Source organism: Micromonospora sp. C28SCA-DRY-2 (genome assembly GCF_030519475.1).
In the GTDB taxonomy this organism is placed as follows: Bacteria; Actinomycetota; Actinomycetes; order Mycobacteriales; family Micromonosporaceae; genus Micromonospora.
This window is the reverse complement of sequence record NZ_JAUMKD010000002.1, coordinates 521,452-545,596: the sequence shown is the minus strand read 5'-3', so window position 1 is coordinate 545,596 and position 24,145 is coordinate 521,452. Positions and strand designations below refer to the sequence as shown.

Sequence of the window (24,145 nt, the reverse complement as noted above, 5' to 3'; positions counted from 1 at the left end):
GCCGGCCCGTACGCTTGGTGACCGTGAGCCCCCGTCGCAACCGCCCCCGCCGGGACGAGAGCCCCGGCCTGGACGCCGAGCGCGCCCGACACGGCGTGCCGACCGTGCAGCAGTGGCGGGACGGCGACTGGCAGGTACGCGGGATCTCCGGCGGTGCGTCCGTCAAGACGTACCGTTGTCCCGGCTGTGACCAGGAGATCCCTCCGGGCGTGGCGCACGTGGTGGCCTGGCCGGCCGACGGCCGGGGCGACCTGACCGACCGCCGGCACTGGCACAGCGGCTGCTGGCGGGCCCGGGACCGGCGCGGCCCCAACCTCCAGCGCGGCCGCGGCGCCCCCCGGTACGGCTGAGCGATCTGGATCACCCGGTTCCCGCCCCGCCCGGCGGCGAACCCGGCGGCGCGCGAGACTGGGACGGTGAGCACACCGATCCGCGCGTCGTCGATCCTGCCCGGCCGCCGGGAGGACATCGAGCTGCACACCGCCGACGGGCTACGCCTGGTCGGTGAGCTGGCCCGCCCGCTGGACCGGGAGCCGGTGGCCACCCTGGTCTGCCTGCACCCGCTGCCCACCCACGGCGGGATGATGGACAGCCACGTGTTCCGCAAGGCGGCCTGGCGGCTGCCCGCCCTGGCCGACCTGGCCGTCCTGCGGTTCAACACCCGGGGCACCAGCAGCCTGCGGGGCACCAGCGAGGGCGCGTTCGACAACGCGGTCGGCGAGCGCTTCGACGTCGCCGCCGCCATCGAGTACGCCGAGTTCCACGAGCTGCCCGACATCTGGCTGCTCGGCTGGTCGTTCGGCACCGACCTGACCCTCAAGTACGGCTGCGACCCGGCGGTGACCGGGGCCATCCTGCTCTCCCCGCCGCTGCGCTTCTCCACCCCGGCCGACCTGGCCCAGTGGGCCGACGCCGGCAAGCCGTTGGTCGCGCTCGTCCCCGAGTTCGACGACTACCTGCGCCCGGACGAGGCCCGGGAGCGCTTCGCGGCGGTGCCGCAGGCCGAGGTGGTCGGCGTGCCGGGGGCCAAGCACCTCTGGGTCGGTGACGCCGAGACCGCACTGGACGAGGTGGTCCGCCGGGTCAACCCCGCCGTCACGGTGCCGCTGCCGACCACCTGGGACGGCCCGATGGAATCCGGCGACGTGAGCGCGTACGCCGACCGGACGATGGCCTCGTTCGCCGACCGTCCGGTGCCCGGACCGCCCGCCGGTCAGGCCGACTGAGCGGGCCGGCCGGTCGGGCCGGGGCAGGCCGGGCGGGTCAGCGGGACTCCTGCCGGGGGAGCACCACCTCGCGCAGGATCAGCTGGACCGCCGCGACCAGCGGGATGGCCAGCAGCGCGCCCACCACGCCCATCAGCGCCACCCCGAGCAGCGCGGCGACCAGCGCGGCGACCTCGTTGACCTCCACCGACCGTCGCATGATCTTCGGGTAGATGAGGTAGTTCTCCACCTGCTGGTAGATCACGAAGAACACCACGCAGGCGATGCCGACCGGCAGGTCGGTGGCGAAGCCGACCAGGCTCACGATGACCGCGCCGAGGGTGGCGCCGATCTGCGGGATCAGGTCGGCCACCGCGACCACCACGGCCAGGGCGAACGGGTACGGCAGCCCGGCGATCAGCGCGAAGACGAAGGTGCTCACCCCGGCCAGCACCGCGATGGTGAGCGCGCCGACCATGTACGCGCCCACCTTGGTGAGGATCTCGTCGCCGATCAGCCGCACCCGCTCCCGCCGGGAGGCCGGCACCACCGCGTAGCCGAGCGCCCGGAGCTTGTCGAAGTAGACCAGGAAGTAGATGGTCAGCACGAGCACGGTGAGGGCCCGGAAGATGGTGCCGAAGATGAGCTGGGCGCCGCCGAGCACGCCACCGAGCGCCCGGCCCACGGTCTCCGCGTTGGCCGCGCTCTGCACCCGCTCCATCAGGTCGTACCGCTCGACCAGGTCGTTGACGGCCTCGTTGCGGCGCAGCGCCTCGACGTAGCTCGGCAGCTGCTCGACGAACTGGCCGGACTGGGTGACGATCGGCGGCACCAGCGCCAGCACGCCGCCGCAGAGCAGCAGTAGCACGGTCAGCGCGACCACCGCCACGGCCAGGCCGCGGGGCAATCCGAACCGTCGTAGCCGGAGCACCGCCGGGTTCAGGCCGACCGCCAGGAAGAGCGCGATGACCACCAGGACCAGGATCCCGGCCGCGTTGCGCAGCCCCAGGTAGACGGTGTACGCGAGCAGCACGCCGAGCCCGCCGGTGAACCCGACCAGGAAGCTGTTGCGGCGCAGCGGCCGCCCCGGCCGGCCGAACCGCCCGGACACGGTGAAGACCGGCGGATCGTCGTCGTCGGGCGCGTCGGCGGATCCGGCTGGCGGGCCGTCCTCGTCCGCCGCGTCCGGCCGCCCGCCCGGTCCCCGTGCCGGCGCGCCGGCCGGTGCCGTCGCCGGAGGCCGGTCCGGTTCCTCGCCGGGGCGGGGCGCGTCCGGCCGCTCCGGGTCCGGTCCGTGCGTCGTCGGCTCGCCCTGCGCCACCAGGACCTCCTCCGGTCACCTCCGGCGGATCCGCCGGACACCGCTGCCGACCCGCGCGAGCGGGTTCCCGCCAGGAGCGTAGCGGGCGCAGCGGACGGTACGGCGACCCGGCGGGTGCTCGGGCTGCGCCGGCGAGCCACGCCGCGCGCCGACCGGCGGGCGTGCCGGGCCGGCCGACGGGCGTGGACGCACGGGCCCAGGTGCTCACCGGGGGCACGCCATCGGCGGGGTCGCCCGCAGGTGGCGCGGAGTTCCGGGCGGCCCGGGTGCGCGTGGACGGTCGCCGCGGCGGGGAGAGCGCCGTCCGCGGGCTCTCCCCGCCGGCGCGGCCGCCACTGACTGGCCGCGGGGCTCCCGGTGGCCGGGTGGGCGGGGCGGCCGGGTCAGTCCTTCTCGGCGCTGACCGTGCTGGGCTTGGCGCTGCGCTCGTCGGTGGTCGGCTTGGTGGGCCGCTTGCCGTTCTCGCCGGTGCTGGTGATCTTCGTCGGGGTGGCCCCCCGACCGCCGGCACCGGGCACCGCGGCCACCGTCGGTTCGCCGTCCACACCGGCCGCGGCGGCGCTGCCGTCCGCCGTGGTCACCGGCTCGGCGACCGGGCGCGCCTCGGCCTGGCCCGCCTCGGCCGGCTTGCCGCCCGGCGCGGCGCCGGCCGGCTTACCCTCCGGCTTCGCCCCGGAGACGGCCGCCGCGGCGGCGCCGGTCGGCTTCGCGCCGCCGGTGTCCACCGTCTGCTTCCGACCCGCGTCCACCGTCTGCTTCGGGCCGCCGGCGTCCACTGTCTGCTTCTGGTTGGGGTTCGGCGCGCTGGTCGGCTTCGCGCTCGCCTCGGCCGCGGTGGCCGGTCGCGCCGCGGCGCCCGCCGGGATCCCGGACGCCGGCTTGGCGTCGGCCCCCGGCTTCCCACCGGCGCCGGCCGGCTTCGCCGGGGCGTCGGCCCGCTTCGCCGTCCCGGCCTTCGGGCCGGTCGCCGGCGCGGCCACGGTGGCGCCGTCGGTGCCCGTCGGGCGGCCACCGGACGTGGCCAGTTGCAGCCGCAGCTCGGCCACCTGCCGCTGGAGCTCGTCGGACTCCTGCCGGGACTGCCAGGTCTCCTGGCGCAGGTCGGCGAGCTGCTGCTGGGCCTGGGCGATCTCCAGCATCACCTGGGCGAGCTGCTGCCGGCTGGCGGCCGCCTCCTGCTGGGTGGCGGCGAGGTGCTGCTGGGTGGTGGCCAGGTGCTGCTGGGTGGTGGCGGCGTACTCCTCGAACTGCCGGCGGGAGGTCGCCACGTACTCGTCGGCCGTGCGCCGCTTCTCGGCCGCCTCCGACTCGGCCCGGCTGAGCAGCGTCGCGGCCTCCTCCTCGGCCTGCTGGCGCATGGTGAGCGCGTCCCGCTCGGCGGCCTCGCGGATCGCGGCGGCGCCCTGCTCGATCTCGTTCTTCCGGGTGCGGTACTCGGTCTCCAGCTGGGTGCGTCGCTTGGTGTACGTCGACTCCAGCTCGTCCTGCCGCGTCTTGTGCTGCTTCTCCAGCTCGGCGTTGCGGGTCTTGTACTGCTTCTCCAGCTCGGTGCGGCGGCTGGTGAACTCCTGCTCGGCGGCGGCCCGCCGCTGGGCCAGCTCCCGGTCGGCCGCCTCGCGCCGGCCGTTCACCTCCTTCTCCACACCGGCCCGCCAGGCGCCCAGCTCCTGCTGCGTCTGCGCCCGGGCGTGCTGCACGTACGCCTCGGTCTCGCTGCGCATCCGCTGCACGTACGCCTCGGTCTCGGCCCGGCTGCGCCGGGCGGACTCGGCCGCCTGCGTGGTCAGCCGCTCCGCCTCCTGGCGGGCCTTCTCCCGGGTGGCCCGGCCGGCGGTGCTGGCGTCGTCGATGATCTGCTTGGCCTCGCGCTGGGCCTTGGCGTGGGTGGCCCGGCCGGCCTCGGTGGCCTGCTCGACCAGGCGGCGGGCCTCCTGCTGGGCCTTGGCGTGCACCTCCTTGGCGGCCTCGCGCAGCTCGGTCGCCTCCTGCTGGGCCTTGGCGTGCGCCTCCTTGGCGGCCTCGCGCAGCTTGGTCGCCTCCTGCTGGGCCCGGGTGTGGATCTCCTTCGCCGCGTCGCGCAGCTGGGTGGCCTCCTGCTGGGCCTTGTTCAGCGCCTCCTGGGCGGCCTTGCGGAGCCGCTCGGCCTCCGCCTTGGCGGCCTTGACGGCGGCGTCCGCCTCGGCCTTGCGGGCGGCGGTGTGCCGCTCCTCCTCGGCCCGGCGCGCGGCCAGCGCGATCTCGAAGTCCTTGAGCGCCTTGGCGGCCTCGGCGCGGGCCTCCTCGATGATGTGCTCGGCGGCGGCGCGGCGGGCCTCGATCTCCTCGTTGGCCTCCCGCAGGATCGCCTCGGCCTGCTCCTCGGCGAGGGTGAGGATCTGTTCGACCCGGGGGCCGAGGTGCCGGAACGAGGCGCGGTCGACCACCCCGACCTGCTTGCGCACCTGGGCGAGATCCCGCTGGAGCACCTCGACCTGGCCGGCCAGCTTGTGGATCTGTGTGTAGGCCTGCTCCCGCTCAGCCGCGAGGGTCGCGATCTCGTGCTCCGCACGCGCGACGTACCGGTCGACCTGTCGTTTCTCGTACCCCCGCAGAGCGGACTCGAAGCTGGGCTCCGTGGTCACGTCCCCGCCGAGAGCGAACAGTTCCTCGCCGTGCGACATGCCCCCATCCTCACACGCATCGGGCCCTCCTGGGGCGATACGGACGCCCCTGTTGGGACCTGTTTCACCGCGTTGCGGCGCTCGGCTCCCACTGGCCGGGAAACGCACACGGCGCGGGGAGGCACCGGTCACCCGGTGTCACCCCGCGCCGTCTCATGCCCCGGCCGGGCGGGTCAGCTGGCGGCCTCCGCGGCCACCTTGTCACCGCTGCCGTCGGCGGCCTTCTTCGCGTCGGTCTGCGCGGGCGCGGCCGCCCCGGGCACGCCCGGCACGATGCCGGCGAGGCCGGAGAGCATCTGGCCCAGCTGCGCGGTGACCGCGTCCTTCTGGCGGGTGAGGTCCTCCACCTCGCGGCGGGCGGCCTGGGTGGTCAGCTCGGCCTCGGTGCGCGCCTCGCTGAGCAGTCGCTGCGACTCGGCCCGCGCCTCGTTGAGCGTCTTCTCGGCCAGCGCCTTGGCCTTCTCCACCGTCTCGTTCGCGGTGCGCTCGGACTCGACCCGGCGGGCCTCGGCGCGCTGCTCGATCTCCTTGGCCCGCTCCTGGGCCGCCCGGGCGCGCTGCTCGGCCTCGCTGACCAGCTTCTGGGTCTGCGCCACCTGGGCGGCGTGCCGCTCGGACTCCTCGCGCTCGGCCTTCTCCCGGCGCTCGGCGAGCTGCAGCTCCAGGGCCTGGAGGTCCTTGTCGCGCTTGTCGCGGGCGTCGGTGAGCAGCTTGGTCGCCTCGGCGCGCTTCTCCTCGGCCTCGCGGGCGGCCTTGGCCCGCTGCTGGGTGATCTCCCGCTCGGCGGTGGCGCGCAGCGTGGCGACCTCCCGCTCGACGGTGGACTTCAGCTCGGCCACCTCGTGCGCGGTGACCGTGCGCAGCTGCTTGGTCTCGCGGTCGGCGTCGGCGCGCAGGGTGTCGGCCTCGCGGCGGGCCTGCACCCGGACCTCGGCGGCCTCCCGCTCGGCGGCGGTACGGACGTTGCCCGCCTCCCGCTCCGCGGTGGCCTTCATCGCGGCCGCCTCGGCGCGGGCCTTGTCGGTGATCTCCCGCGCTTCGAGGCGGGCGGCGGAGAGGATGCCCTCCGACTCGCGCTTGGCCTCGTTGCGGTGGTCGTTGGCCTGCTCCTCGGCGAGGCGGAGGATCTGCTCGACGCGGGTGCCGAGGCCGGAGAGGGTCGGCCGGCTGTTCTCCTCGAGCTGCTTGTTGGTGTCCGCGAGCTTCTGCTCCAGCGCGGCCATGCGCTGCTCGGCCTGGCGGAGCCGACGCTGCGCGTCGTTCATCCGCTGCTCGGCCTCGGCGCGGGCCTGCTCGGACTGGGTCAGCGCGGCGGTCATCCGGCCGATGAAGTCATCGACCTGGTGAGTGTTGTATCCGCGCAGGCCAACGGTGAAATCTGGCTGCGAGTTCGCGTTATCGAAGAACGCGAGAGGGGAGGACTGCTGCTGGGGCATTGGGACATACTCGCAGACGCCCCAGGGTCCTTCGCAAGAGCGGTGCCGAGCTTTGGTGTCCTGTTTACATGGTCAACTTCGGCGGTCGCCGGACACCGGACCAATCGGCGATCTTGGCAGCTCCCGGGCGGGTCGGACGGCCCGGGCCGGAACGCGGAAAAGGGCCGCGGGGCGAGCGCCCGCGGCCCTTTGTCGCCGCCCGCTCGCGGGCACTCGAATGGGTGCCCGCGAGCGGTGCGGAATGGCGATCGACCGTTGCGGCAATCGTCGCCGGCGGCCGCTGTCGGGTCAGTGGCCGCGGAACCGGTTGATCGCGTCCTCGTGCCGGGACCGCAGCTCCGGGTCGCGGACGCCGAGCCCGTCGGTCGGGGCGAGGCAGCGGACGCCGACCTTGCCCTGGTGCGCGTTGCGGTGCACCTCGTACGCGGCCTGGCCGGTCTGCTCCAGCGGGTAGGTCCTCGACACCGTCGGGTGGATCTTCCCGAGCGCCACCAGCCGGTTGGCCTCCCACGCCTCGCGGTAGTTGGCGAAGTGGCTGCCGACGATCCGCTTGAGGTGCATCCAGAGGTAGCGGTTGTCGTACTGGTGCTGGAAGCCGCTGGTGGAGGCGCAGGTGACGATGGTGCCGCCGCGCTTGGTCACGTAGACGCTCGCGCCGAAGGTCTCCCGGCCCGGGTGCTCGAAGACGATGTCCGGGTCCTCCCCGCCGGTCAGTTCCCGGATCCGCTCGCCGAAGCGCCGCCACTCGTCCTGGTCCTGGGTCTGCTCGTCCTTCCAGAACCGAAAGCCCTCGGCGGCCCGGTCGATGACCAGCTCGGCGCCCATCCTGCGGCACAGCTCGGCCTTGTCCGGACTGGACACCACGCAGACCGGGATGGCGCCGCCGTTGAGCGCCATCTGGGTGGCGTAGCTGCCCAGCCCGCCGGAGGCGCCCCAGATCAGCACCACGTCGCCCTGCTTCATGTTCGCCCCGTGGTGCGAGACCAGCTGCCGGTACGCGGTGGAGTTCACCAGCCCGGGGCTGGCCGCCTCCTCCCAGCTCAGGTGCCGCGGCTTGGGCATCAGCTGGTTGGCCTTCACCACCGCCAGCTCGGCGAGGCCGCCGAAGTTGGTCTCGAAGCCCCAGATCCGCTGCTGCGGGTCGAGCATGGTGTCGTCGTGCCCGGCCGCGTCCTCCAGCTCCACCGAGAGGCAGTGCGCGACCACCTCGTCGCCGGCGGACCACCGGGTCACCCCCGGCCCGGTCCGCAGCACCACGCCGGCGGCGTCCGACCCGACCACGTGGTACGGCAGGTCGTGCCGCCGGGTCAGCTCGGAGAGCCGGCCGTAGCGCTGGAGGAACTTGAAGGTGGACAGCGGCTCGAAGATGCTGGTCCAGACGGTGTTGTAGTTGATCGCGCTGGCCATCACCGCGATCAGCGCCTCACCCGGGCCGAGCTCCGGCGTCGGCACCTCCTGCACGTGCAGCGCCTTGCGCGGGTCCTTGTCCCGGGTGGCCATGCCGTCGAACATCCGGGTCTCGTCCGCGCGCACCACCACGCCGCGGTAGGACTCGGGTACGGGCAGCCCGGCGAGACCGGCGAGTTCCCGCTCCGGTTGCGCGGAGCCTTCCGCCGACATGATCGCTTCGAGGATGTCCTGCACGGTGACCTCCGGTTCGTCCGCACCCGCGCGCACGGGCCTGGGTGCTGCCATCGTCGGCGCCGGTGCGGGCCGTCCACCATGTCGACGTCCGACACATCCGGGACCGACCGCGTTCCGATGGGGCGGACGTTACTGAACGGTAGCTAGGGCCGGAAGTCCTGTGTGAAAAACCGCATCGACCGATGCGTGAAGGTGCCCGGGTGAACGTTGAACCGCGCAGTGCCGTGCTCCGCGGCGGTGCGCGGGGCCTCGGGCGGCGGTGCGCGCGCGTCCCGCCGGCGGCGCCGGGTGGGTCCGCGCGGCGCGCCTCGGGGGTGCCGGGCGAGGCTGTGCCGCCCCGCCGCCCCGCCGCCCCGCCGCCGGGGCGCGCGGCGGGGCGGCCCGTGGGCTAGTGCGCGGCCGGCTCGACCAGCTCGACCAGCACGCCCCCGGCGTCCTTCGGGTGCACGAAGTTGATCCGGGAGTCGGCGGTGCCGCGCTTCGGCGTCTCGTAGAGCAGCCGTACGCCGCGCTCGCGCAGCGCCGCGCAGGCCGCGTCGATGTCCGTCACGGTGTACGCCACCTGCTGCACCCCGGGGCCGTTGCGGTCCAGGAACTTGGCGATGGTCGACTCCGGCGTCAGCGGCGCGAGCAGTTGCACGCAGCCGCCCTCGGTGGTCGGCCCGACGGCCAGCATCGCCTCGCGGACGCCCTGCTCGGTGTTGGTCTCGGTGTGCACGCAGCGCATCCCGAACGTCCGCTGGTAGAAGTCGATCGCGGCGTCCAGGTCGGCCACGGCGATCCCGACGTGGTCGATGCGCCGCAGCCCGATGTCTGTGACATAGTCGGCAGCGGTCTCGACGGGGGAGTTCTCAGCCATGGCGCTAGTCTGGCCGAACAATCGTTAAGGCGTACAGGTCGGCACCCCCCTCGGAGGCAGGTATGGCTTCGGTGATCGTCAGCGGCGCGCGGACCCCGATGGGGCGCCTGCTGGGCAACCTCAAGGACCTCCCGGCGACCAAGCTCGGCGGCGTGGCGATCAAGGCGGCGCTGGAGCGCGCCGGCGTCGCCCCCGACCAGGTGCAGTACGTGATCATGGGCCAGGTGCTCCAGGCCGGCGCCGGGCAGATCCCGGCCCGGCAGGCGGCGGTCGAGGCGGGCATCCCGATGTCCGTACCGGCCCTGACCATCAACAAGGTCTGCCTCTCCGGCCTGGACGCGATCGCCCTGGCCGACCAGCTGATCCGGGCCGGCGAGTTCGACATCGTGGTGGCCGGCGGCATGGAGTCGATGACCAACGCCCCGCACCTGCTGCTCGGCCAGCGCGGCGGCTACAAGTACGGCGACGTGGTGGTCAAGGACCACATGGCGCTGGACGGCCTCACCGACGCCTGGGACTGCTGCTCGATGGGCGAGTCGACCGAGCGGCTCGGCGCCAAGCACGGCATCAGCCGCGCCGAGCAGGACGAGTTCGCCGCGGCCAGCCACCAGCGGGCCGCCGCCGCGCAGAAGAACGGGCACTTCGCCGAGGAGATCGCCCCGGTGGTCATCCCGCAGCGCAAGGGCGACCCGCTGGTGATCAGCGAGGACGAGGGCGTGCGGCCGGACACCACCGCCGAGACGCTGGCCAAGCTGCGCCCGGCGTTCACCAAGGACGGCACCATCACCGCCGGCAGCTCCTCGCCGATCTCCGACGGCGCCGCCGCGGTGGTCGTGATGAGCAAGGCCAAGGCGAAGGAGCTGGGGTTGACCTGGCTGGCCGAGATCGGCGCGCACGGCAACGTCGCCGGCCCGGACAACTCCCTGCACTCGCAGCCGTCCAACGCCATCCAGCACGCGCTGCGCAAGGGCGGGCTGAGCGTCGACGACCTGGACCTCATCGAGATCAACGAGGCGTTCGCCCAGGTCGGCATCCAGTCCATGCGTGACCTCGGGGTGGGCCCGGAGAAGGTCAACGTCAACGGCGGGGCGATCGCGCTGGGCCACCCGATCGGCATGTCCGGCGCCCGGCTGGTGCTCACCCTGGCGCTGGAGCTCAAGCGCCGGGGCGGCGGCACCGGCGCGGCCGCCCTCTGCGGCGGCGGTGGCCAGGGCGACGCGCTGATCATCCACGTGCCGGCCGTCGGCGAGAGCGGTCAGTGAGCGAACCGACAGTGAGCGAGACCGTCGACAGCGTCCCGGCGGCGGGCACCGGATCGGTGCGCCGCAGCCGGGACGTGCCGATGCTGGTCGAGCGGGCCCGCGCGGGTGACCCCCGCGCGGTGGCCCGGCTGATCACCCTGGTCGAGTCCGGCGACGAGACGCTGCCGCGGATCGCCGAGGCGCTGGCCCCGTACGCCGGCCAGGCCCAGGTGGTCGGGCTGACCGGTTCCCCGGGCGTGGGCAAGTCCACCACCACCAACGAGCTGGTCCGGGCGCTGCGCGCCCGCGGGCACCGGGTGGGTGTGCTGGCCATCGACCCGTCCAGCCCGTTCACCGGCGGGGCGATCCTCGGTGACCGGGTGCGGATGCAGGACCACGCCACCGACCCCGGCGTCTACATCCGGTCCATGTCCAGCCGGGGTCACCTCGGCGGGCTCTCCGCGGCCACCCCGCAGGCGGTCCGGGTGCTGGAGGGCGCCGGCTGCGACGTGGTGCTGGTCGAGACCGTCGGCGTCGGGCAGGCGGAGGTGGAGGTCGCCTCGCTGGCCGACACCACGCTGGTGCTGCTCGCCCCCGGGATGGGCGACGCGATCCAGGCGGTCAAGGCCGGCATCCTGGAGATCGCCGACGTCTTCGTGGTCAACAAGGCCGACCGGGACGGCGCCGACGCCACGGTGCGCGACATCCAGGGGATGATCGCGCTGGGCGAGCGCGGGCCGGGCCAGTGGCGCCCGCAGGTGGTGCGCTCCGTCGCCGCCCGCGGCGAGGGGATCGACGACATCGCGGCCGCGATCGACAAGCACCGCGGCTGGCTGGTCGAGCACGGCGAGCTGCGCCGCCGGCAGGAGGCACGGGCCGCCGCCGAGATCGAGGCGATAGCGCTCGGCACGCTGCGCGACCGGATCGGCTCGCTGCGCGACGGTACGGAGCTGCCGGCGCTCGCCGCGAAGGTGGCCGAGGGGGCGCTGGACCCGTACGCGGCGGCGGACGAGCTGCTCGCGCAACTCGGCTCCTGAGCGTCGCGCCGGTTCCGTCCCGCCGGCCCGGACCGGCCGGTGCCGTGTCCACCCCGGACCGTCCGGAACTAGTACGCTCGCACCGCTCCACGGTCGGCGTGGGGCGGTGATGTGCGGGCGGAGTGGGAGAGCATGAGCGACGAGGCGACGCGGGACCTGTCGGTGACGCCGGACGCGGTGGCGGGCGGCACCACCTCCGTCTCCGACGAGGTGGTGGAGAAGATCGCGGTCGCCGCCGCGCGCTCGGTGCCCGGCGTGACCGAGCTGGGCGGCGACGTGGCCCGGTTCTTCAACTCGGTGCTCGACCGGGTCGGCCTGGACAGCGTGGGCGACGCGACGCGCGGCGCCTCGGCGCAGGTGAAGAACGGCGCCGCGGTGGTCAACCTGGTCATCGTGATCGAGGCGGGCCGGACGGTGCCCGAGGTGACCGAGGCGGTGCGGGCGAAGGTGACCGAGGCGGTCGAGGCGTACGGGCTGCGGGTCGACCAGGTCAACATCCGGGTCGACGACGTGGCCCTGGGCGAGCCCGCCGCGCCGACCGCCTGAGCGTCCGGCGCGCTCTGGTTACCAGCCGGTACGACTTCCCTTAGCGATCGTTCAGGCTCCCGGCCTACACTCGACGTGCAGTCGAGAGCTCGAGGAGGAGCCCCGCGGATGAACGCCGACGAGATCGCAGCCGGACGGGCACGCTGGCAGGCCCGCTACGACGCCGCGCGCAAGCGGGACGCCGACTTCACCACGCTCTCCGGGATGACCGTCGACCCGGTCTACGGGCCGCCGGAGGGCGTCGCCTACCCGGGCTTCGAGCGGATCGGCTGGCCGGGCGAGTTCCCGTACACCCGGGGCCTCTACCCGACCGGCTACCGGGGGCGGACCTGGACCATCCGGCAGTTCGCCGGCTTCGGCAACGCCCGGCAGACCAACGAGCGCTACAAGATGATCCTGGGCGCCGGCGGCGGCGGCCTCTCGGTCGCCTTCGACATGCCCACCCTGATGGGGCGGGACTCGGACGACCCGCAGGCGCTCGGCGAGGTCGGGCACTGCGGGGTCGCGGTGGACAGCGCCGCCGACATGGAGGTGCTCTTCGACGGCATCGACCTGGCCGGGGTGACCACCTCGATGACCATCTCCGGCCCGGCCGTGCCGGTGTTCTGCATGTACCTGGTGGCCGCCGAGCGGCAGGGCGCCGACCTGTCCAGCCTGGACGGCACCCTCCAGACGGACATCTTCAAGGAGTACATCGCGCAGAAGGAGTGGCTCTTCGACCCGGAGCCGCACCTGCGCCTGATCGGCGACCTGATGGAGTACTGCGCCCGGGAGATCCCCCGCTACAAGCCGCTCTCGGTCTCCGGCTACCACATCCGCGAGGCCGGCTCGACCGCCGCGCAGGAGCTGGCGTACACCCTCGCCGACGGGTTCGGCTACGTCGAGCTCGGCCTCTCCCGCGGCCTGGACGTGAACGTCTTCGCGCCCGGCCTGAGCTTCTTCTTCGACTCGCACGTCGACTTCTTCGAGGAGATCGCCAAGTTCCGGGCCGCCCGCCGGATCTGGGCCCGGTGGCTGCGCGACGTCTACGGCGCCACCAGCGAGAAGGCTCTCTGGCTGCGGTTCCACACGCAGACCGCGGGGGTCTCGCTGACCGCCCAGCAGCCGGTGAACAACGTGGTGCGGACCGCCGTCGAGGCGCTCGCGGCGGTGCTCGGCGGCACCAACTCGCTGCACACCAACGCCCTGGACGAGACGCTCGCGCTGCCCACCGACGAGTCCGCCGAGATCGCCCTGCGTACCCAGCAGGTGCTGATGGAGGAGACCGGGGTGACCAACGTGGCCGACCCGCTGGGCGGGTCGTGGTACGTCGAGGCGCTCACCGACAAGATCGAGGCCGAGGCGGAGGAGATCTTCGCCCGGATCCGGCAGCTCGGCGGCGAGGGCCCGCACCAGATCGGCCCGATGACCTCCGGCATCCTGCGCGGCATCGAGGACGGCTGGTTCACCGGCCACATCGCCGAGTCGGCGTTCGCCTACCAGCAGGCGCTGGAGAAGGGCGAGAAGAAGATCGTCGGGGTCAACTGCCACACCAACACGGTCGCCAAGGACCTGGAGATCCTGCGCATCTCGCACGAGGTGGAGCTGGAGCAGCGCCGGGTGCTGGCCGAGCGCAAGGCGACCCGCGACGACGCGGCGGTCAAGGCGGCCGTGGCCCGCATGGTCGAGGTCAGCCGCACCGGCGAGAACATGATCCCGGCCATGCTCGACGCCGTCCGCGCCGAAGCCACCCTCGGCGAGATCTGCGACGCCCTCCGCACCGAATGGGGCACCTACCGCGAACCCGCCCGCTTCTGACCGGGGTGGGGGTGGGCAGGGGCGGTGAGCAGGGTGAGAACTGCAACTGTCGCCGTCGCGGTTGATCGGCGTTGGGGCGCGCGCGTGCGAGACTAGATAACCATGAGCGACCCACGGATCACCTCGTCGATCTTCACCCGCGGCGCGGTCGACCTCAGCGCGCTGCGCACCCCTGCCCCGAGCCCGACCCCGGCCCAGGCCGGTCCGCCCGCCGGTGCCCCCGGCGGCGCCGTCGGCGGCGGCGTCACCGTCATCGACGTGACCGAGGCGACCTTCCAGTCCGAGGTCCTCGAACGCTCGCTGAACACACCGGTCGTGGTGGACTTCTGGGCCGAGTGGTGCGAGCCGTGCAAGCAGCTCTCCCCGGTGCTGGAGCGGCTGGCCGTCGAGGGCGGCGGCGCCTGGGTGCTCGCCAAGATCGACGTGGACGCCAACCCGCGCATCGCCCAGATGTTCCGGGTGCAGGGCATCCCGATGGTCTACGCGGTGGTCGGCGGCCAGCCGATCGACGCCTTCTCCGGGGTGGTGCCGGAGGCGCAGCTGCGGCAGTGGATCCAGGCGGTGCTCAAGGCCGGCGGCGTGAGCGTGGCGGAGCCGACCGACCCCCGCCTGGACGAGGCCGACGACGCCCTGATGAGCGGCGACCTGGACGCCGCCGAGCGGGCGTACCGCAAGATCCTGGCCGACTCGCCGGCCGACGCCGCGGCCGAGGCCGGCCTGGCCCAGGTCGGCCTGGCCCGCCGGGTGGCCGGCGCCGACCCGCAGGCGGCGCTTGCCGCCGCCGAGGCCGACCCCGACGACGTGGACGCGCAGCTGCTGGCCGCCGACATCGAGGTGCTCAGCGGCATGGCCGAGCAGGCCTACCGGCGGCTGGTCGGCGTGGTCCGGCGCACCGCCGGCGACGACCGGGAGAAGGTACGCCAGCACCTCGTCGGACTGTTCACCATCGCCGGTCCGGAGGACCCCGCGGTGGCCTCGGCCCGCCGGGCCCTGGCCAGCGCCCTGTTCTGAGCACGTAGCACGCCAGCGCGGGCCGGCGTCCCGGCCGGCCCGCCCGACCACCGAGGACGGGAGCCCATGATGCGCCGGATCGCCGTCCTCGACGCGCCGTCCAACCTGGGCCTGCGCCCGCCCACGGCCACCTCGGTGCCGGGCTGCGCCAAGGCGCCCGGCGCGCTGCGCGACCACGAGCTGCTCGCCCGGCTGCGGGCCCGCGACGCCGGCTGCCTGACCCCGCCGCGGTACGACCCGGGCGACTGGCGGCCGGGCGACGGCGTGTGCCACGCGCGGGAGATCTCCGACTACTCGGTGGCGCTCGCCGACCGGATCGGCTCGATCATCGACCGGGGGGAGTTCCCGCTGGTGCTCGGCGGGGACTGCTCGATCCTGCTCGGCTCGGCGCTGGCCATGCACCGGCTCGGCGAGGCGGTCGGCGGCCGGATCGGGCTGGTCTTCGTCGACGGCCACTCCGACTTCCGGCACCCCGGCAACGCCTCCTACGTGGGCGCCGCGGCGGGTGAGGATCTCGCCCTGGTCACCGGCCGGGGGCAGGCCGACCTGGCGGCCATCGAGGGGCGCCGCCCCTACTTCCGCGACATCGACGTGGTGGTGCTCGGCATCCGGGCCCAGGACGAGTACCGGCTCGACCTCCAGGCCGCCGGGATCATCACCCGGCCGGTGCCGGCGCTGCGCGCCGAGGGCGCGGCCCGTACCGCGCAGTGGGCGCACGAGCAGCTCGCCGACTGCGCCGGTTACTGGGTGCACATCGACGTGGACGTGCTGGACCCGGCCGTGATGCCGGCGGTCGACGCGCCCGACCCGGGCGGGATCGCCTTCGCCGAGCTGGAGATCCTGCTGGCCGGGCTGGTCGACACCCCGCACTGCCTCGGCGTCGAGCTGACCGTCTTCGACCCCGACTACGACCCGGACGGCGCGTACGCCGCCGAGATCGTCAACACGGTGGTGGCCGGGCTCGCCCCGGTCAGCGCGCCCGAGGCGGTGCCGCCCCGGCTGCTGCCCGGCCCGTCGAGCACCCGCGCCGCCCGCCCGGGCAACGGGCGCTCCGGTGCCCGGGTCGTCCCGCCGCGCGGCGCCGTGGAGGCCGACCAGCCGACCGAGCCGGGCCCGGACGCCGCGGCTCCTCCGGCCGGCCGGGAGCCGGTCGGTCTGACCGGGGCGACCGCTGCGGCCGGCCGTGGCGAGCCGGTCCGTGCGTCCGGGGCGGCCGTCGCGGCCGGCCTGGAACCGGTGGTGCCACCCGCGGCCGCCGGCAGGGCCGGGCTGGAGCCCGTCGGGCCGTCCTCCGTCGGGCCGTCCTCCGTCGGGCCGTCCTCCGTCGGGCCGTCCTCCGTCGGGCCGTCCTCCGTCGGGCCGACCTCCGTCGGGCTGGAACCGGTCGGGCCGCCCGCCGCCGCCGGTCCTGGGCTGCTGCGCCGGAACCCGCTGGTCACCGAACCGCCCGCCCAGTCCGACCCCGACGACGACCTGTCGGCACCGGAGGACGACACCGCCCATCCCAGCGCCGGGATCGCCTGACGCTCCGCACGGCGGCCCCACACTCCCGCGGACGCTTCAGAGCTGCCCCGTCTACCGGGGCATCCGCGTGGAGCGCGAGCGCGAACGCGGGTCATCGCCAGCCGGTGGTCCCATCGACGGGGCAGCTCGACAGGGCTCCCACCGTGTCGGCTTCCGGGAGGACCGACCCCGAGGGCGACGCGCCGACCACGAGGGCGACCGTGCCGACCAGGACGGCGACCGTGCCGACCAGGACGGCGACGTGCCGACCAGGACGGCGACGTGCCGACCACGAGGGCGACCATGCCGACCAGGACGGCGACGTGCCGACCAGGACGGCGACGTGCCGACCACGAGGGCGACGTGGGCAGGTCGCGCACGCGGAGGACCAGCGCGGCGACGAAGCGGGGCCGGCACTCGCGCACCCACCTCGCCGCCACAGGGCCTCATCCGCCCTCGTTTCGGCCCGCCCCCTGCTTCGGGAAAATGATCAAGGGGTTGTGTCAGAACCCGGTCGGTGGTTGACGCAAACCGCTTGATCAACGCTGCGGGGCCCCGTGGGGGGGTCAGCGGGGGAGGGCGCGGAGGAAGCGTTCGGCGATCGGGACGGCGCTCGCGGTGCTCGCGCCGCCCTGCTCGACGAAGACCGCGAACGCGACGTCGCCCTGCCAGCCGACGAACCAGGCGTGGGTGTGCGCCGGGTTGTTGTCGTACTCGGCGGTGCCGGTCTTGCCGTGCACCGGGTCGCCCGGCACGTCCTTCAGGGCGGTGCCGGTGCCGGCGGTGACCACCTCCCGCATCATCGTCTTCACCGCCTCGACCGACTCGGCCCTGAGCGGCTGGCCGGGGGCGGCCGGCTGGGCCGGGGCCGGGTCCAGCACCAGCTTCGGCTGCTCGAAGCGGCCCCGGGCGACGGCGGCGGTGGCCGACGCCATGGCCAGCGGGCTGACCACGGTGGTGCCCTGGCCGATCGCGGCGGCGGCCTGCTCGGTGGCGCCGCCGTTGGCGGAGACCTTGCCGGTGAAGGCGTCCAGGCCGACGTCCCACTGCCCCTCCAGGCCCAGCGACCGGCCGGCCACCGCGAGCCCGTCCGCACCCAGCTTCGGGGCCAGCGCGGTGAACGCGGTGTTGCAGGACTTCGCGAAGTCGGTGCGGAACGGCACCGAGCCGAGCACGAAGTTGTCGGAGTTCTTGAACGCCCGGCCGTCGACGGTGAACGTCTTCGGGCAGTCGACCCGCCCGTCCAGGGTGACCGCGCCGCGGTCCAGCAGCCCGAGCGCGCTGACCATCTTGAAGGTCGATCCCGGCGGTACCTGGGCGGTGAAGGCGAGGTTCTCGCCGGCCGCGCCCGGGCCGTTCGCCGCGGCGAGCACCGCCCCGTCGCTGATCCGCAGCGCCACCAGCGCCGCGCGCCGCCGCTCGCCGCGCAGCGCCGCGTCGGCCGCGTTCTGGGTCGCCACGTCGAGGGTGGTCTTCAGCGGCTTGCCGGGTTGTGGGTCCCGGCGGAACACCTCGGTGTCGGTCGGCGTCATGGTGCCGTCCGGCCCGGGCCGCTCGATGATCACGCTCAGCCCCGGCGTGCCGCGCAGCCGCTCGTCGTAGCGCCCCTGCAGACCGCCGTGGCCGACCAGGTCGCCGGCGGCGTACCGGTCGGGGTGCCGGGCCAGGTCGTCGGCCTGCGCCGGGTCGACCGAGCCGAGCACCGCCCGGGCGAACTCGCGGGTGGGGGCGAGATCCAGCCGGTCGGAGCGGAACTTGGTGCCGGGCAGGTCGTAGATCCGCGACTTGATCTGCCGGTAGGCGTCCTCCCGCAGGGTCACCACCTCGACGAAGGCGCCCGGGTCGGCGTCGGCGAGGCGCTTGGGCAGGCCGGAGAGGTCGACCGGCGGGGTGATCGCCGGCCGGATCGCCCGGAACGCGGCGTCCAGCTTGCGGACCAGGCCCGGGACGTCGGTCGCCTCGCTCGGCTGCACCCCCACCCGGACCACCGGTCGGGGCGCCACGATCGGCTGGCCGGCGTCGTCGAGCACCGCGGCCCGCGGTCCGGTCTGCCGGCGCAGCCCGAGCCGGTCGCCCCGGCTGAGCTGCTCCTGCACCACCTTCGGCTCCCAGATCACCTGCCACTGGTCGTCGCCGCCGCGGGTCAGCCGGATCGACCGGTCGTACGCCCAGCGGGTGTCGCCCGGCAGGGTCCACTCGACCTTGACGACCGCGGTGGCGGTGTCCGCGGTGATCTTCGGTTCGCCCCGGCGGCTCAGCGCCGGCGGGGTGGCCGCCAGCTCGCCGGAGAGTTCCTTGATCTCCCGGGCGACGTCGGCCGCCGGCACCTTCGCGCCGGTCGGGTCGACGAACCCGACCGCCTGCAGGTCGCCGGAGCGCCAGCCGGCGAGGAAGGCGTCCACGCTTCGTTCCGGCCCGTCGCTGTCGGAGCAGGCGGTGAGGCCGCCGGCCGCGAGCACGATCGCGGCCAGCGCGGCGAGTGACCGGCCGTGACGACGGGGGTACGACGGACGCATGGCGCAGCTCCTTGGATCTTCCACTGCCTGCACGTTAGTACGCGCCCGCCGTCCGCATCGTCCCCGGTTGGGGGCGGACGGGCGGGAAGACGGACCCGTGACGGTGTGATGAACATCGCGCGGCGGGGTACTCCTGAGCCGGCCAACCTCGTACCCGCAACGGGTGAAAGGACAGAGTCCCGATCCGGACGTCCGGCCGGAGGTCCGCCGCGGAAGCGCCAAAGCGGGAGGGCCTAGGCTGGGCGGGAGAGTGACCCACAACGCGGTGGGTCGAGGGGAGTGGCACCGATGGACCGGCGTCCGGCGATCAAACCGGGACCCGACCTCCGGCAGGATGACACCAGCCGGGACGACAGCTTCGATTCGGCGACCGACGGGGACGGTTTCGGCCGACTCGACACAGGAGTGACCGGGATGACCGGTTCGAGCATCGACACCATCTACGACCTGGGCCTGTCGCCGGATTCGCTGGCGGGGGACGTGGAGGACACCGAGCTCGACGAACCGGTACCGAACGCGGAGCGCCTGGTGGCCCAGGCGGTCGCGCTCGCCGGGGACGACCACGACGCGGCGACCCTGGTCAGCCGCTTCTGGCGGTTCGCCCCGGACGAGGAGCTGATCGGCTTCACCGCCGAGGAGATGCTCGCCGCGGCCCAGGCCCACCGCGACCTGGCCCGGCAGCGCGTCCCGGGTGAGCTGAAGCTACGGATCCACGAACCCGACGCCGACCAGCACCACACCGTCATCGAGATCGTCACCGACGACATGCCGTTCCTGGTCGACTCGGTGACCGCCCTGCTCAACTCGCACCACCTCGACGTGCACCTGCTGGTCCACCCGCTGGTGGTGGTCCGGCGCGAGCCGCTCGGCCGGCTGACCGAGGTCTGCGCGGACGTGGAGCCGGACGACGCGATCGCCGGCGACCTGGTCGAGAGCTGGATGCACATCGAGATCGACCCGGTCCGCGACGCGGCCGAGCGGGACACCCTGCGCCGGGAGTTGCAGCGGGTGCTCACCGACGTGCGGGAGGCCGTCGAGGACTGGCCGAAGATGCGCCAGCGGGCGCTCTCCCTCGCCGACGAGCTGGCCGCCGCCCGGACGAGCGACAACCGGCCGCCGGTGCCGGAGAAGGACATCACCGACTCGGTCGAGCTGCTGCGCTGGCTGGCGCACGACCACTTCACGTTCCTCGGCTACCGCGAGTACCGGCTCACCCGGGCTGCGGACGGCGGCCAGGCGCTGGAGGCGGTGCTCGGCACCGGGCTGGGCATCCTGCGCCAGGACTCGCCGGAGGCCCGGTCGCTGTCGTCGATGACGCCCGAGGCGCACGAGCGGGTCACCGAGAAGCGCCTGCTGATCATCACCAAGGCGAACTCGCGGGCCACCGTGCACCGCTCGGCCTACCTCGACTACATCGGGTTCAAGGTGTTCGACGAGGCGGGCGAGGTGGTGGGGGAGCGGCGCTTCCTGGGCCTGTTCTCCACCGCCGCGTACCGCACCAGCGTGCGGGAGCTGCCGGTGGTCCGGCGCAAGGTGGCCGAGGTGCTCGACCGCTCCGGTCTGAGCCAGCGCAGCCACTCCGGCAAGGACCTGCTCCAGATCCTGGAGACCTACCCGCGCGACGAGCTGTTCCAGATCAAGACCGACGACCTCTACCACGCGGTGATCGGCGTGCTGCGCATGGCCGGCCGTCGGCAGCTGCGGGTCTTCCTGCGCCGGGACGCGTACGGGCGGTTCATCTCCTGCCTGATCTACCTGCCCCGGGACCGGTTCACCACCCAGAACCGGCTGCGCATGCAGGACATCCTGCTGCGCGAGCTGAACGGCGTGGGTGTCGACTACACCACCCGGGTGACCGAGTCGATGCTGGCCCGGGTGCACTTCATCGTCCGGACCGACCCGAACCGCCCGCCCGGTGACATCGACGCCGACCTGCTCGCCGAGGAGCTGGCCGACGCCACCCGGCTCTGGGACGACGACTACCGGCTGGTGCTGGAGCGCAAGCTCGGCGACGAGCAGGCCAAGCACCTGTTCAGCCGGTACGCCGACGCCTTCCCGGAGGGCTACAAGGACGGGCACACGCCGTACGAGGCGATGAAGGACCTGGCCAAGCTGGAGCTGCTGGAGGAGCCCGGCCAGCTGGAGATGCACCTGTTCCGCAAGCAGCTGGCGCCCCGCCCCGGGGCCCGCCCGGCGGAGGCCGAGCAGGCCGAGCCGATGGACGTGCGGTTCAAGGTCTACCGCTACGGCGAGCCGATGATGCTCTCCGCCGTGCTGCCGGTGCTGCACTCGCTCGGCGTCCGGGTGGTCGACGAGCACCCGTACGAGGTGGAGCGGGTCGACGGCCGGATCTGGCTGTACGACTTCGGGCTCCAGCTACCCGAGGGGCACCAGGAACTGGCCGAGGTGCGCCCGCACGTGGAGAACGCCTTCGCGGCGGCGTGGCGGGGCGAGGCCGAGGTCGACGGCTTCAACGAGCTGGTGCTGCGCGCCGGCCTCACCTGGCGCCAGGTGGTCGTGCTGCGGGCGTACGCGAAGTACCTGCGGCAGGCGGGCACGGTCTTCTCCCAGGACTACATGGAGTCGACCTTCATCGCCTACCCGCGGATCGCGCGGCTGCTGGTCGAGCTCTTCGAGGTCCGGTTCGTGCCGGGCGCGATGGACGCCGGGCAGCGGCAGCAGCGCAGCGGCGAGCTGGTCACCGAGATCCGGGCCGCGCTGGACGACGTGGCCAGCCTCGACCAGGACCGCATCCTGCGCTCGTACCTGACGCTGATCCAGGCCACCCTGCGTACCAGCTTCTACCAGAAGCGCTCGGACGGGCGGCCGAAGGCGTACGTGGCCTTCAAGCTGGACCCGCAGGCGATCCCGGACCTGCCGGCACCCCGGCCGAAGTTCGAGATCTTCGTCTACTCGCCCCGGTTCGAGGGCGTGCACCTGCGGTTCGGGCCGGTGGCCCGGGGCGGGCTGCGCTGGTCGGACCGGCGGGAGGACTTCCGCACCGAGGTGCTCGGCCTGGTCAAGGCGCAGATGGTGAAGAACGCCGTGATCGTGCCGGTGGGCGCCAAGGGCGGCTTCGTGCTGAAGCAGAAGCCGGGCGACCGGGACGAGGCGGTGGCCTGCTACAAGGAGTTCGTCTCGGCGCTGCTGGACGTCACCGACAACATCCTCAGCGGGGAGATCGTGCCGCCGGAGGACGTGGTCCGGCACGACGGCGACGACCCGTACATGGTCGTGGCGGCGGACAAGGGCACCGCCACGTTCTCCGACATCGCCAACGAGATCTCCGCGGCGCACAACTTCTGGCTCGGCGACGCGTTCGCCTCCGGCGGCTCCGCCGGCTACGACCACAAGAAGATGGGCATCACCGCCCGGGGCGCCTGGGAGTCGGTCAAGCGGCACTTCCGCGAGCTGGGCCACGACACCCAGACCCAGGACTTCACGGTGGTCGGCGTCGGTGACATGTCCGGCGACGTGTTCGGCAACGGGATGCTGCTGTCGGAGCACATCCGGCTGGTGGCCGCCTTCGACCACCGGCACATCTTCCTCGACCCGGACCCGGACGCCGCCACCTCGTACGCCGAGCGGAAGCGGTTGTTCGAGCTGCCCCGGTCGTCCTGGGAGGACTACAACCCGGAGTTGATCTCGACTGGTGGTGGCGTCTACCCGCGTACCGCCAAGTCGGTGCCGATCTCGCCGCAGGTCCGCGAGCGGCTCGGCCTGGACGACGACGTGGCGCAGCTGTCCCCGCAGGAGCTGATGAAGGCGATCCTCACCGCGCCGGTCGACCTGTTCTGGAACGGTGGCATCGGCACCTACGTCAAGGCGTCCAGCCAGACCAACGCCGAGGTGGGCGACAAGTCCAACGACGCGATCCGGGTGGACGGCAAGAACCTGCGCTGCCGGGTCGCCGGCGAGGGCGGCAACCTGGGCTGGACCCAGCTCGGCCGGATCGAGTACGCGCTGACCGGCGGTCGGATCTACACCGACTTCATCGACAACGCGGCCGGGGTGGACTGCTCCGACCACGAGGTGAACATCAAGATCCTGCTCAACACGGCGGTCGCCGACGGCGAGCTGACCGTGCCGGAGCGGGACGAACTGCTCGCCGAGATGACCGAAGAGGTCGCCGAGCTGGTGCTGCGGGACAACTACGACCAGGCCCGGGCGATCAACAACGCCCAGGCGCAGGCCGCCTCGCTGCTCCCGGTGCACCGCCGGATGATCACCGAGCTGGAGCGCTCCGGCGCGCTGGACCGGGCCCTGGAGGCGCTGCCGCCGGACGAGGAGCTGGCGGTGCGCAGCGAGTCCGGGCTCACCGCGCCGGAGTTCGCCGTGCTGCTCGCGTACGTCAAGATCGTCCTGGAGAAGGAGATCCTGAACGAGGGGCTGGCGGACGAGGACTGGACCACCGAGGTTCTGGTCAACTACTTCCCGACCCCGATGCGCGAGCGGTTCGCCGACCGGATGGGCCGGCACCGGCTGCGCCGGGACATCGTCACCACGGTGCTGGTCAACGAGGCGATCAACCGGGGCGGCATCTCGTTCGTCTTCCGGGTGGTCGAGGAGACCGCGGCCAGCGCGGCCGACGTGATCCGGGCGTACGTGGTGGTCCGCGAGGTGTTCGGCCTCGGCGCGCTCTGGGACGCGGTGGAGGCGCTGGACAACAAGGTCGCCCCGGAGCTGCAGACCAGCGTCTACCTGGACACCCGCCGGCTGCTCGACCGCGCGGTGCGGTGGTTGGTGACCAATCGCCGCTCGCCGATCGACGTGCCGGCGGAGATCGCCCGGCTGCGGGACGGGGTGGCCCGGCTGCTGCCGGGGCTGGAGAACCTCTTCTACGGCAGCGAGCGGGAGGCGATCGCGGCGCACATCGACTCGATGACCGAGCGGGGGCTGCCGCGTGACCTGGCCGAGCAGGCGACCCGGCTGATGTACAGCTTCGGCCTGCTCGACGTGGTCGAGACGGCGGCCAGCAGCGGGCGCGACGTGGGCGAGGTCGCCTCGGTCTACTTCGTGCTCTCCGACCGGTTCCGGGTGGACTCGCTGCTGTCGAAGATCTCCCTGCTGCCGCGCGAGGACCGCTGGCAGACGCTGGCCCGGATGGCGCTGCGGTACGACCTGTACGCCGCGCTGGCCGCGCTCACCGCGGAGGTGCTCGACTCCACGCCGGACAGCCTGCCCCCGCACGAGCGGGTGTTGCAGTGGGAGCAGTCCAACGCCACCTCGATCCACCGGGCCGAGCGGGCGATGGGCGAGTTCGACGAGTCCCGGGCGGACCTGGCCGCCCTGTCGGTGCTGCTGCGCCAGATCCGCACGCTGGTGCGGACCTCGGCCGCGGCCTGAGCGAACCACCCAGCGGTCCGGCC

The 24,145-nt window shown here is 73.6% G+C and carries 14 protein-coding genes and 2 pseudogenes; 10 read left to right on the top strand and 6 right to left on the bottom strand.

What is annotated here, in order from left to right:
- Positions 1-17: 17 nt before the first annotated feature.
- Together Q3W71_RS10980 and Q3W71_RS10975 are read left to right on the top strand one after the other, a co-directional pair.
- A complete protein-coding gene (locus Q3W71_RS10980) occupies positions 18-350 on the top strand; it encodes a hypothetical protein (RefSeq protein WP_302919193.1) in 333 nt (110 codons plus the stop codon).
- Positions 351-416: 66 nt separating this feature from the next.
- Complete coding sequence (locus Q3W71_RS10975; RefSeq protein ID WP_302919192.1) at positions 417-1,226, top strand: alpha/beta hydrolase; 810 nt, start codon at positions 417-419, stop codon at positions 1,224-1,226.
- A 37-nt stretch (positions 1,227-1,263) separates the two neighbouring features.
- Here Q3W71_RS10975 and Q3W71_RS10970 read toward each other — a convergent pair whose 3' ends face one another.
- The 5 genes from Q3W71_RS10970 to mce form a co-directional block, all read right to left on the bottom strand.
- Positions 1,264-2,316 carry an AI-2E family transporter gene (locus Q3W71_RS10970; protein ID WP_302919670.1) on the bottom strand — a complete coding sequence of 351 codons (1,053 nt, stop codon included), beginning with the start codon at positions 2,314-2,316 and terminating at the stop codon, positions 1,264-1,266.
- Positions 2,317-2,909: 593 nt separating this feature from the next.
- On the bottom strand, positions 2,910-5,186 hold the full coding sequence (locus Q3W71_RS10965; RefSeq protein WP_302919191.1) for a hypothetical protein: 2,277 nt from the start codon (positions 5,184-5,186) through the stop codon (positions 2,910-2,912).
- A gap of 173 nt (positions 5,187-5,359) precedes the next feature.
- Positions 5,360-6,622 (bottom strand): cell division protein DivIVA, encoded by a 1,263-nt coding sequence (locus tag Q3W71_RS10960; protein WP_302919190.1) that lies wholly within the window; start codon positions 6,620-6,622, stop codon positions 5,360-5,362.
- A 288-nt stretch (positions 6,623-6,910) separates the two neighbouring features.
- Complete coding sequence (ccrA, locus tag Q3W71_RS10955) at positions 6,911-8,266, bottom strand: crotonyl-CoA carboxylase/reductase (RefSeq protein ID WP_302919669.1); 1,356 nt, start codon at positions 8,264-8,266, stop codon at positions 6,911-6,913.
- Positions 8,267-8,654: 388 nt separating this feature from the next.
- Positions 8,655-9,125 (bottom strand): methylmalonyl-CoA epimerase, encoded by a 471-nt coding sequence (gene mce, locus Q3W71_RS10950; RefSeq protein ID WP_302919189.1) that lies wholly within the window; start codon positions 9,123-9,125, stop codon positions 8,655-8,657.
- Positions 9,126-9,187: 62 nt separating this feature from the next.
- On the opposite strand from mce, the gene Q3W71_RS10945 reads away from it, so the two are divergent.
- The 7 genes and pseudogenes from Q3W71_RS10945 to Q3W71_RS30955 all read left to right on the top strand — a co-directional run.
- Entirely contained in the window at positions 9,188-10,387 is a 1,200-nt protein-coding gene (locus tag Q3W71_RS10945) for an acetyl-CoA C-acetyltransferase (protein WP_302919188.1), read from the top strand.
- Positions 10,388-10,398: 11 nt separating this feature from the next.
- Positions 10,399-11,403: a methylmalonyl Co-A mutase-associated GTPase MeaB gene (meaB, locus tag Q3W71_RS10940; RefSeq protein ID WP_302919668.1), complete on the top strand. Its 1,005-nt coding sequence runs from the start codon at positions 10,399-10,401 to the stop codon at positions 11,401-11,403.
- A 132-nt stretch (positions 11,404-11,535) separates the two neighbouring features.
- Entirely contained in the window at positions 11,536-11,949 is a 414-nt protein-coding gene (locus tag Q3W71_RS10935; RefSeq protein WP_302919187.1) for an Asp23/Gls24 family envelope stress response protein, read from the top strand.
- Between the two features lie 108 nt (positions 11,950-12,057).
- Positions 12,058-13,746, top strand: coding sequence for a methylmalonyl-CoA mutase (locus tag Q3W71_RS10930; RefSeq protein WP_302919186.1), 1,689 nt, complete (start codon positions 12,058-12,060; stop codon positions 13,744-13,746).
- A 102-nt stretch (positions 13,747-13,848) separates the two neighbouring features.
- On the top strand, positions 13,849-14,757 hold the full coding sequence (locus tag Q3W71_RS10925; protein ID WP_302919185.1) for a tetratricopeptide repeat protein: 909 nt from the start codon (positions 13,849-13,851) through the stop codon (positions 14,755-14,757).
- Positions 14,758-14,823: 66 nt separating this feature from the next.
- Positions 14,824-15,759: pseudogene (locus tag Q3W71_RS30960) on the top strand (arginase family protein); the annotation flags it as partial.
- A gap of 323 nt (positions 15,760-16,082) precedes the next feature.
- Positions 16,083-16,799, top strand: a pseudogene (locus Q3W71_RS30955) (hypothetical protein); the annotation flags it as partial.
- A gap of 27 nt (positions 16,800-16,826) precedes the next feature.
- On the opposite strand, the gene Q3W71_RS10915 reads toward Q3W71_RS30955, so the two are convergent.
- The gene (locus Q3W71_RS10915) at positions 16,827-18,776 is read right to left on the bottom strand and encodes a penicillin-binding transpeptidase domain-containing protein (RefSeq protein ID WP_302919183.1); all 1,950 of its coding nucleotides are present in this window, start codon (positions 18,774-18,776) and stop codon (positions 16,827-16,829) included.
- 288 nt (positions 18,777-19,064) lie between these two features.
- Between Q3W71_RS10915 and Q3W71_RS10910 the strand changes: the two genes are divergently transcribed.
- Complete coding sequence (locus tag Q3W71_RS10910) at positions 19,065-24,122, top strand: NAD-glutamate dehydrogenase (protein ID WP_302919182.1); 5,058 nt, start codon at positions 19,065-19,067, stop codon at positions 24,120-24,122.
- Positions 24,123-24,145 lie beyond the last annotated feature (23 nt).

Coding starts and splice junctions, on each gene's coding strand:
- Q3W71_RS10965 (WP_302919191.1), bottom strand. CDS start 5,186: ATGTCGCACGGCGAGGAACTGTTCGCTCTCGGCGGGGACGTGACCACG.
- Q3W71_RS10960 (WP_302919190.1), bottom strand. CDS start 6,622: ATGCCCCAGCAGCAGTCCTCCCCTCTCGCGTTCTTCGATAACGCGAAC.
- mce (WP_302919189.1), bottom strand. CDS start 9,125: ATGGCTGAGAACTCCCCCGTCGAGACCGCTGCCGACTATGTCACAGAC.
- Q3W71_RS10945 (WP_302919188.1), top strand. CDS start 9,188: ATGGCTTCGGTGATCGTCAGCGGCGCGCGGACCCCGATGGGGCGCCTG.
- Q3W71_RS10935 (WP_302919187.1), top strand. CDS start 11,536: ATGAGCGACGAGGCGACGCGGGACCTGTCGGTGACGCCGGACGCGGTG.
- Q3W71_RS10930 (WP_302919186.1), top strand. CDS start 12,058: ATGAACGCCGACGAGATCGCAGCCGGACGGGCACGCTGGCAGGCCCGC.
- Q3W71_RS10925 (WP_302919185.1), top strand. CDS start 13,849: ATGAGCGACCCACGGATCACCTCGTCGATCTTCACCCGCGGCGCGGTC.
- Q3W71_RS10915 (WP_302919183.1), bottom strand. CDS start 18,776: ATGCGTCCGTCGTACCCCCGTCGTCACGGCCGGTCACTCGCCGCGCTG.
- Q3W71_RS10910 (WP_302919182.1), top strand. CDS start 19,065: ATGGACCGGCGTCCGGCGATCAAACCGGGACCCGACCTCCGGCAGGAT.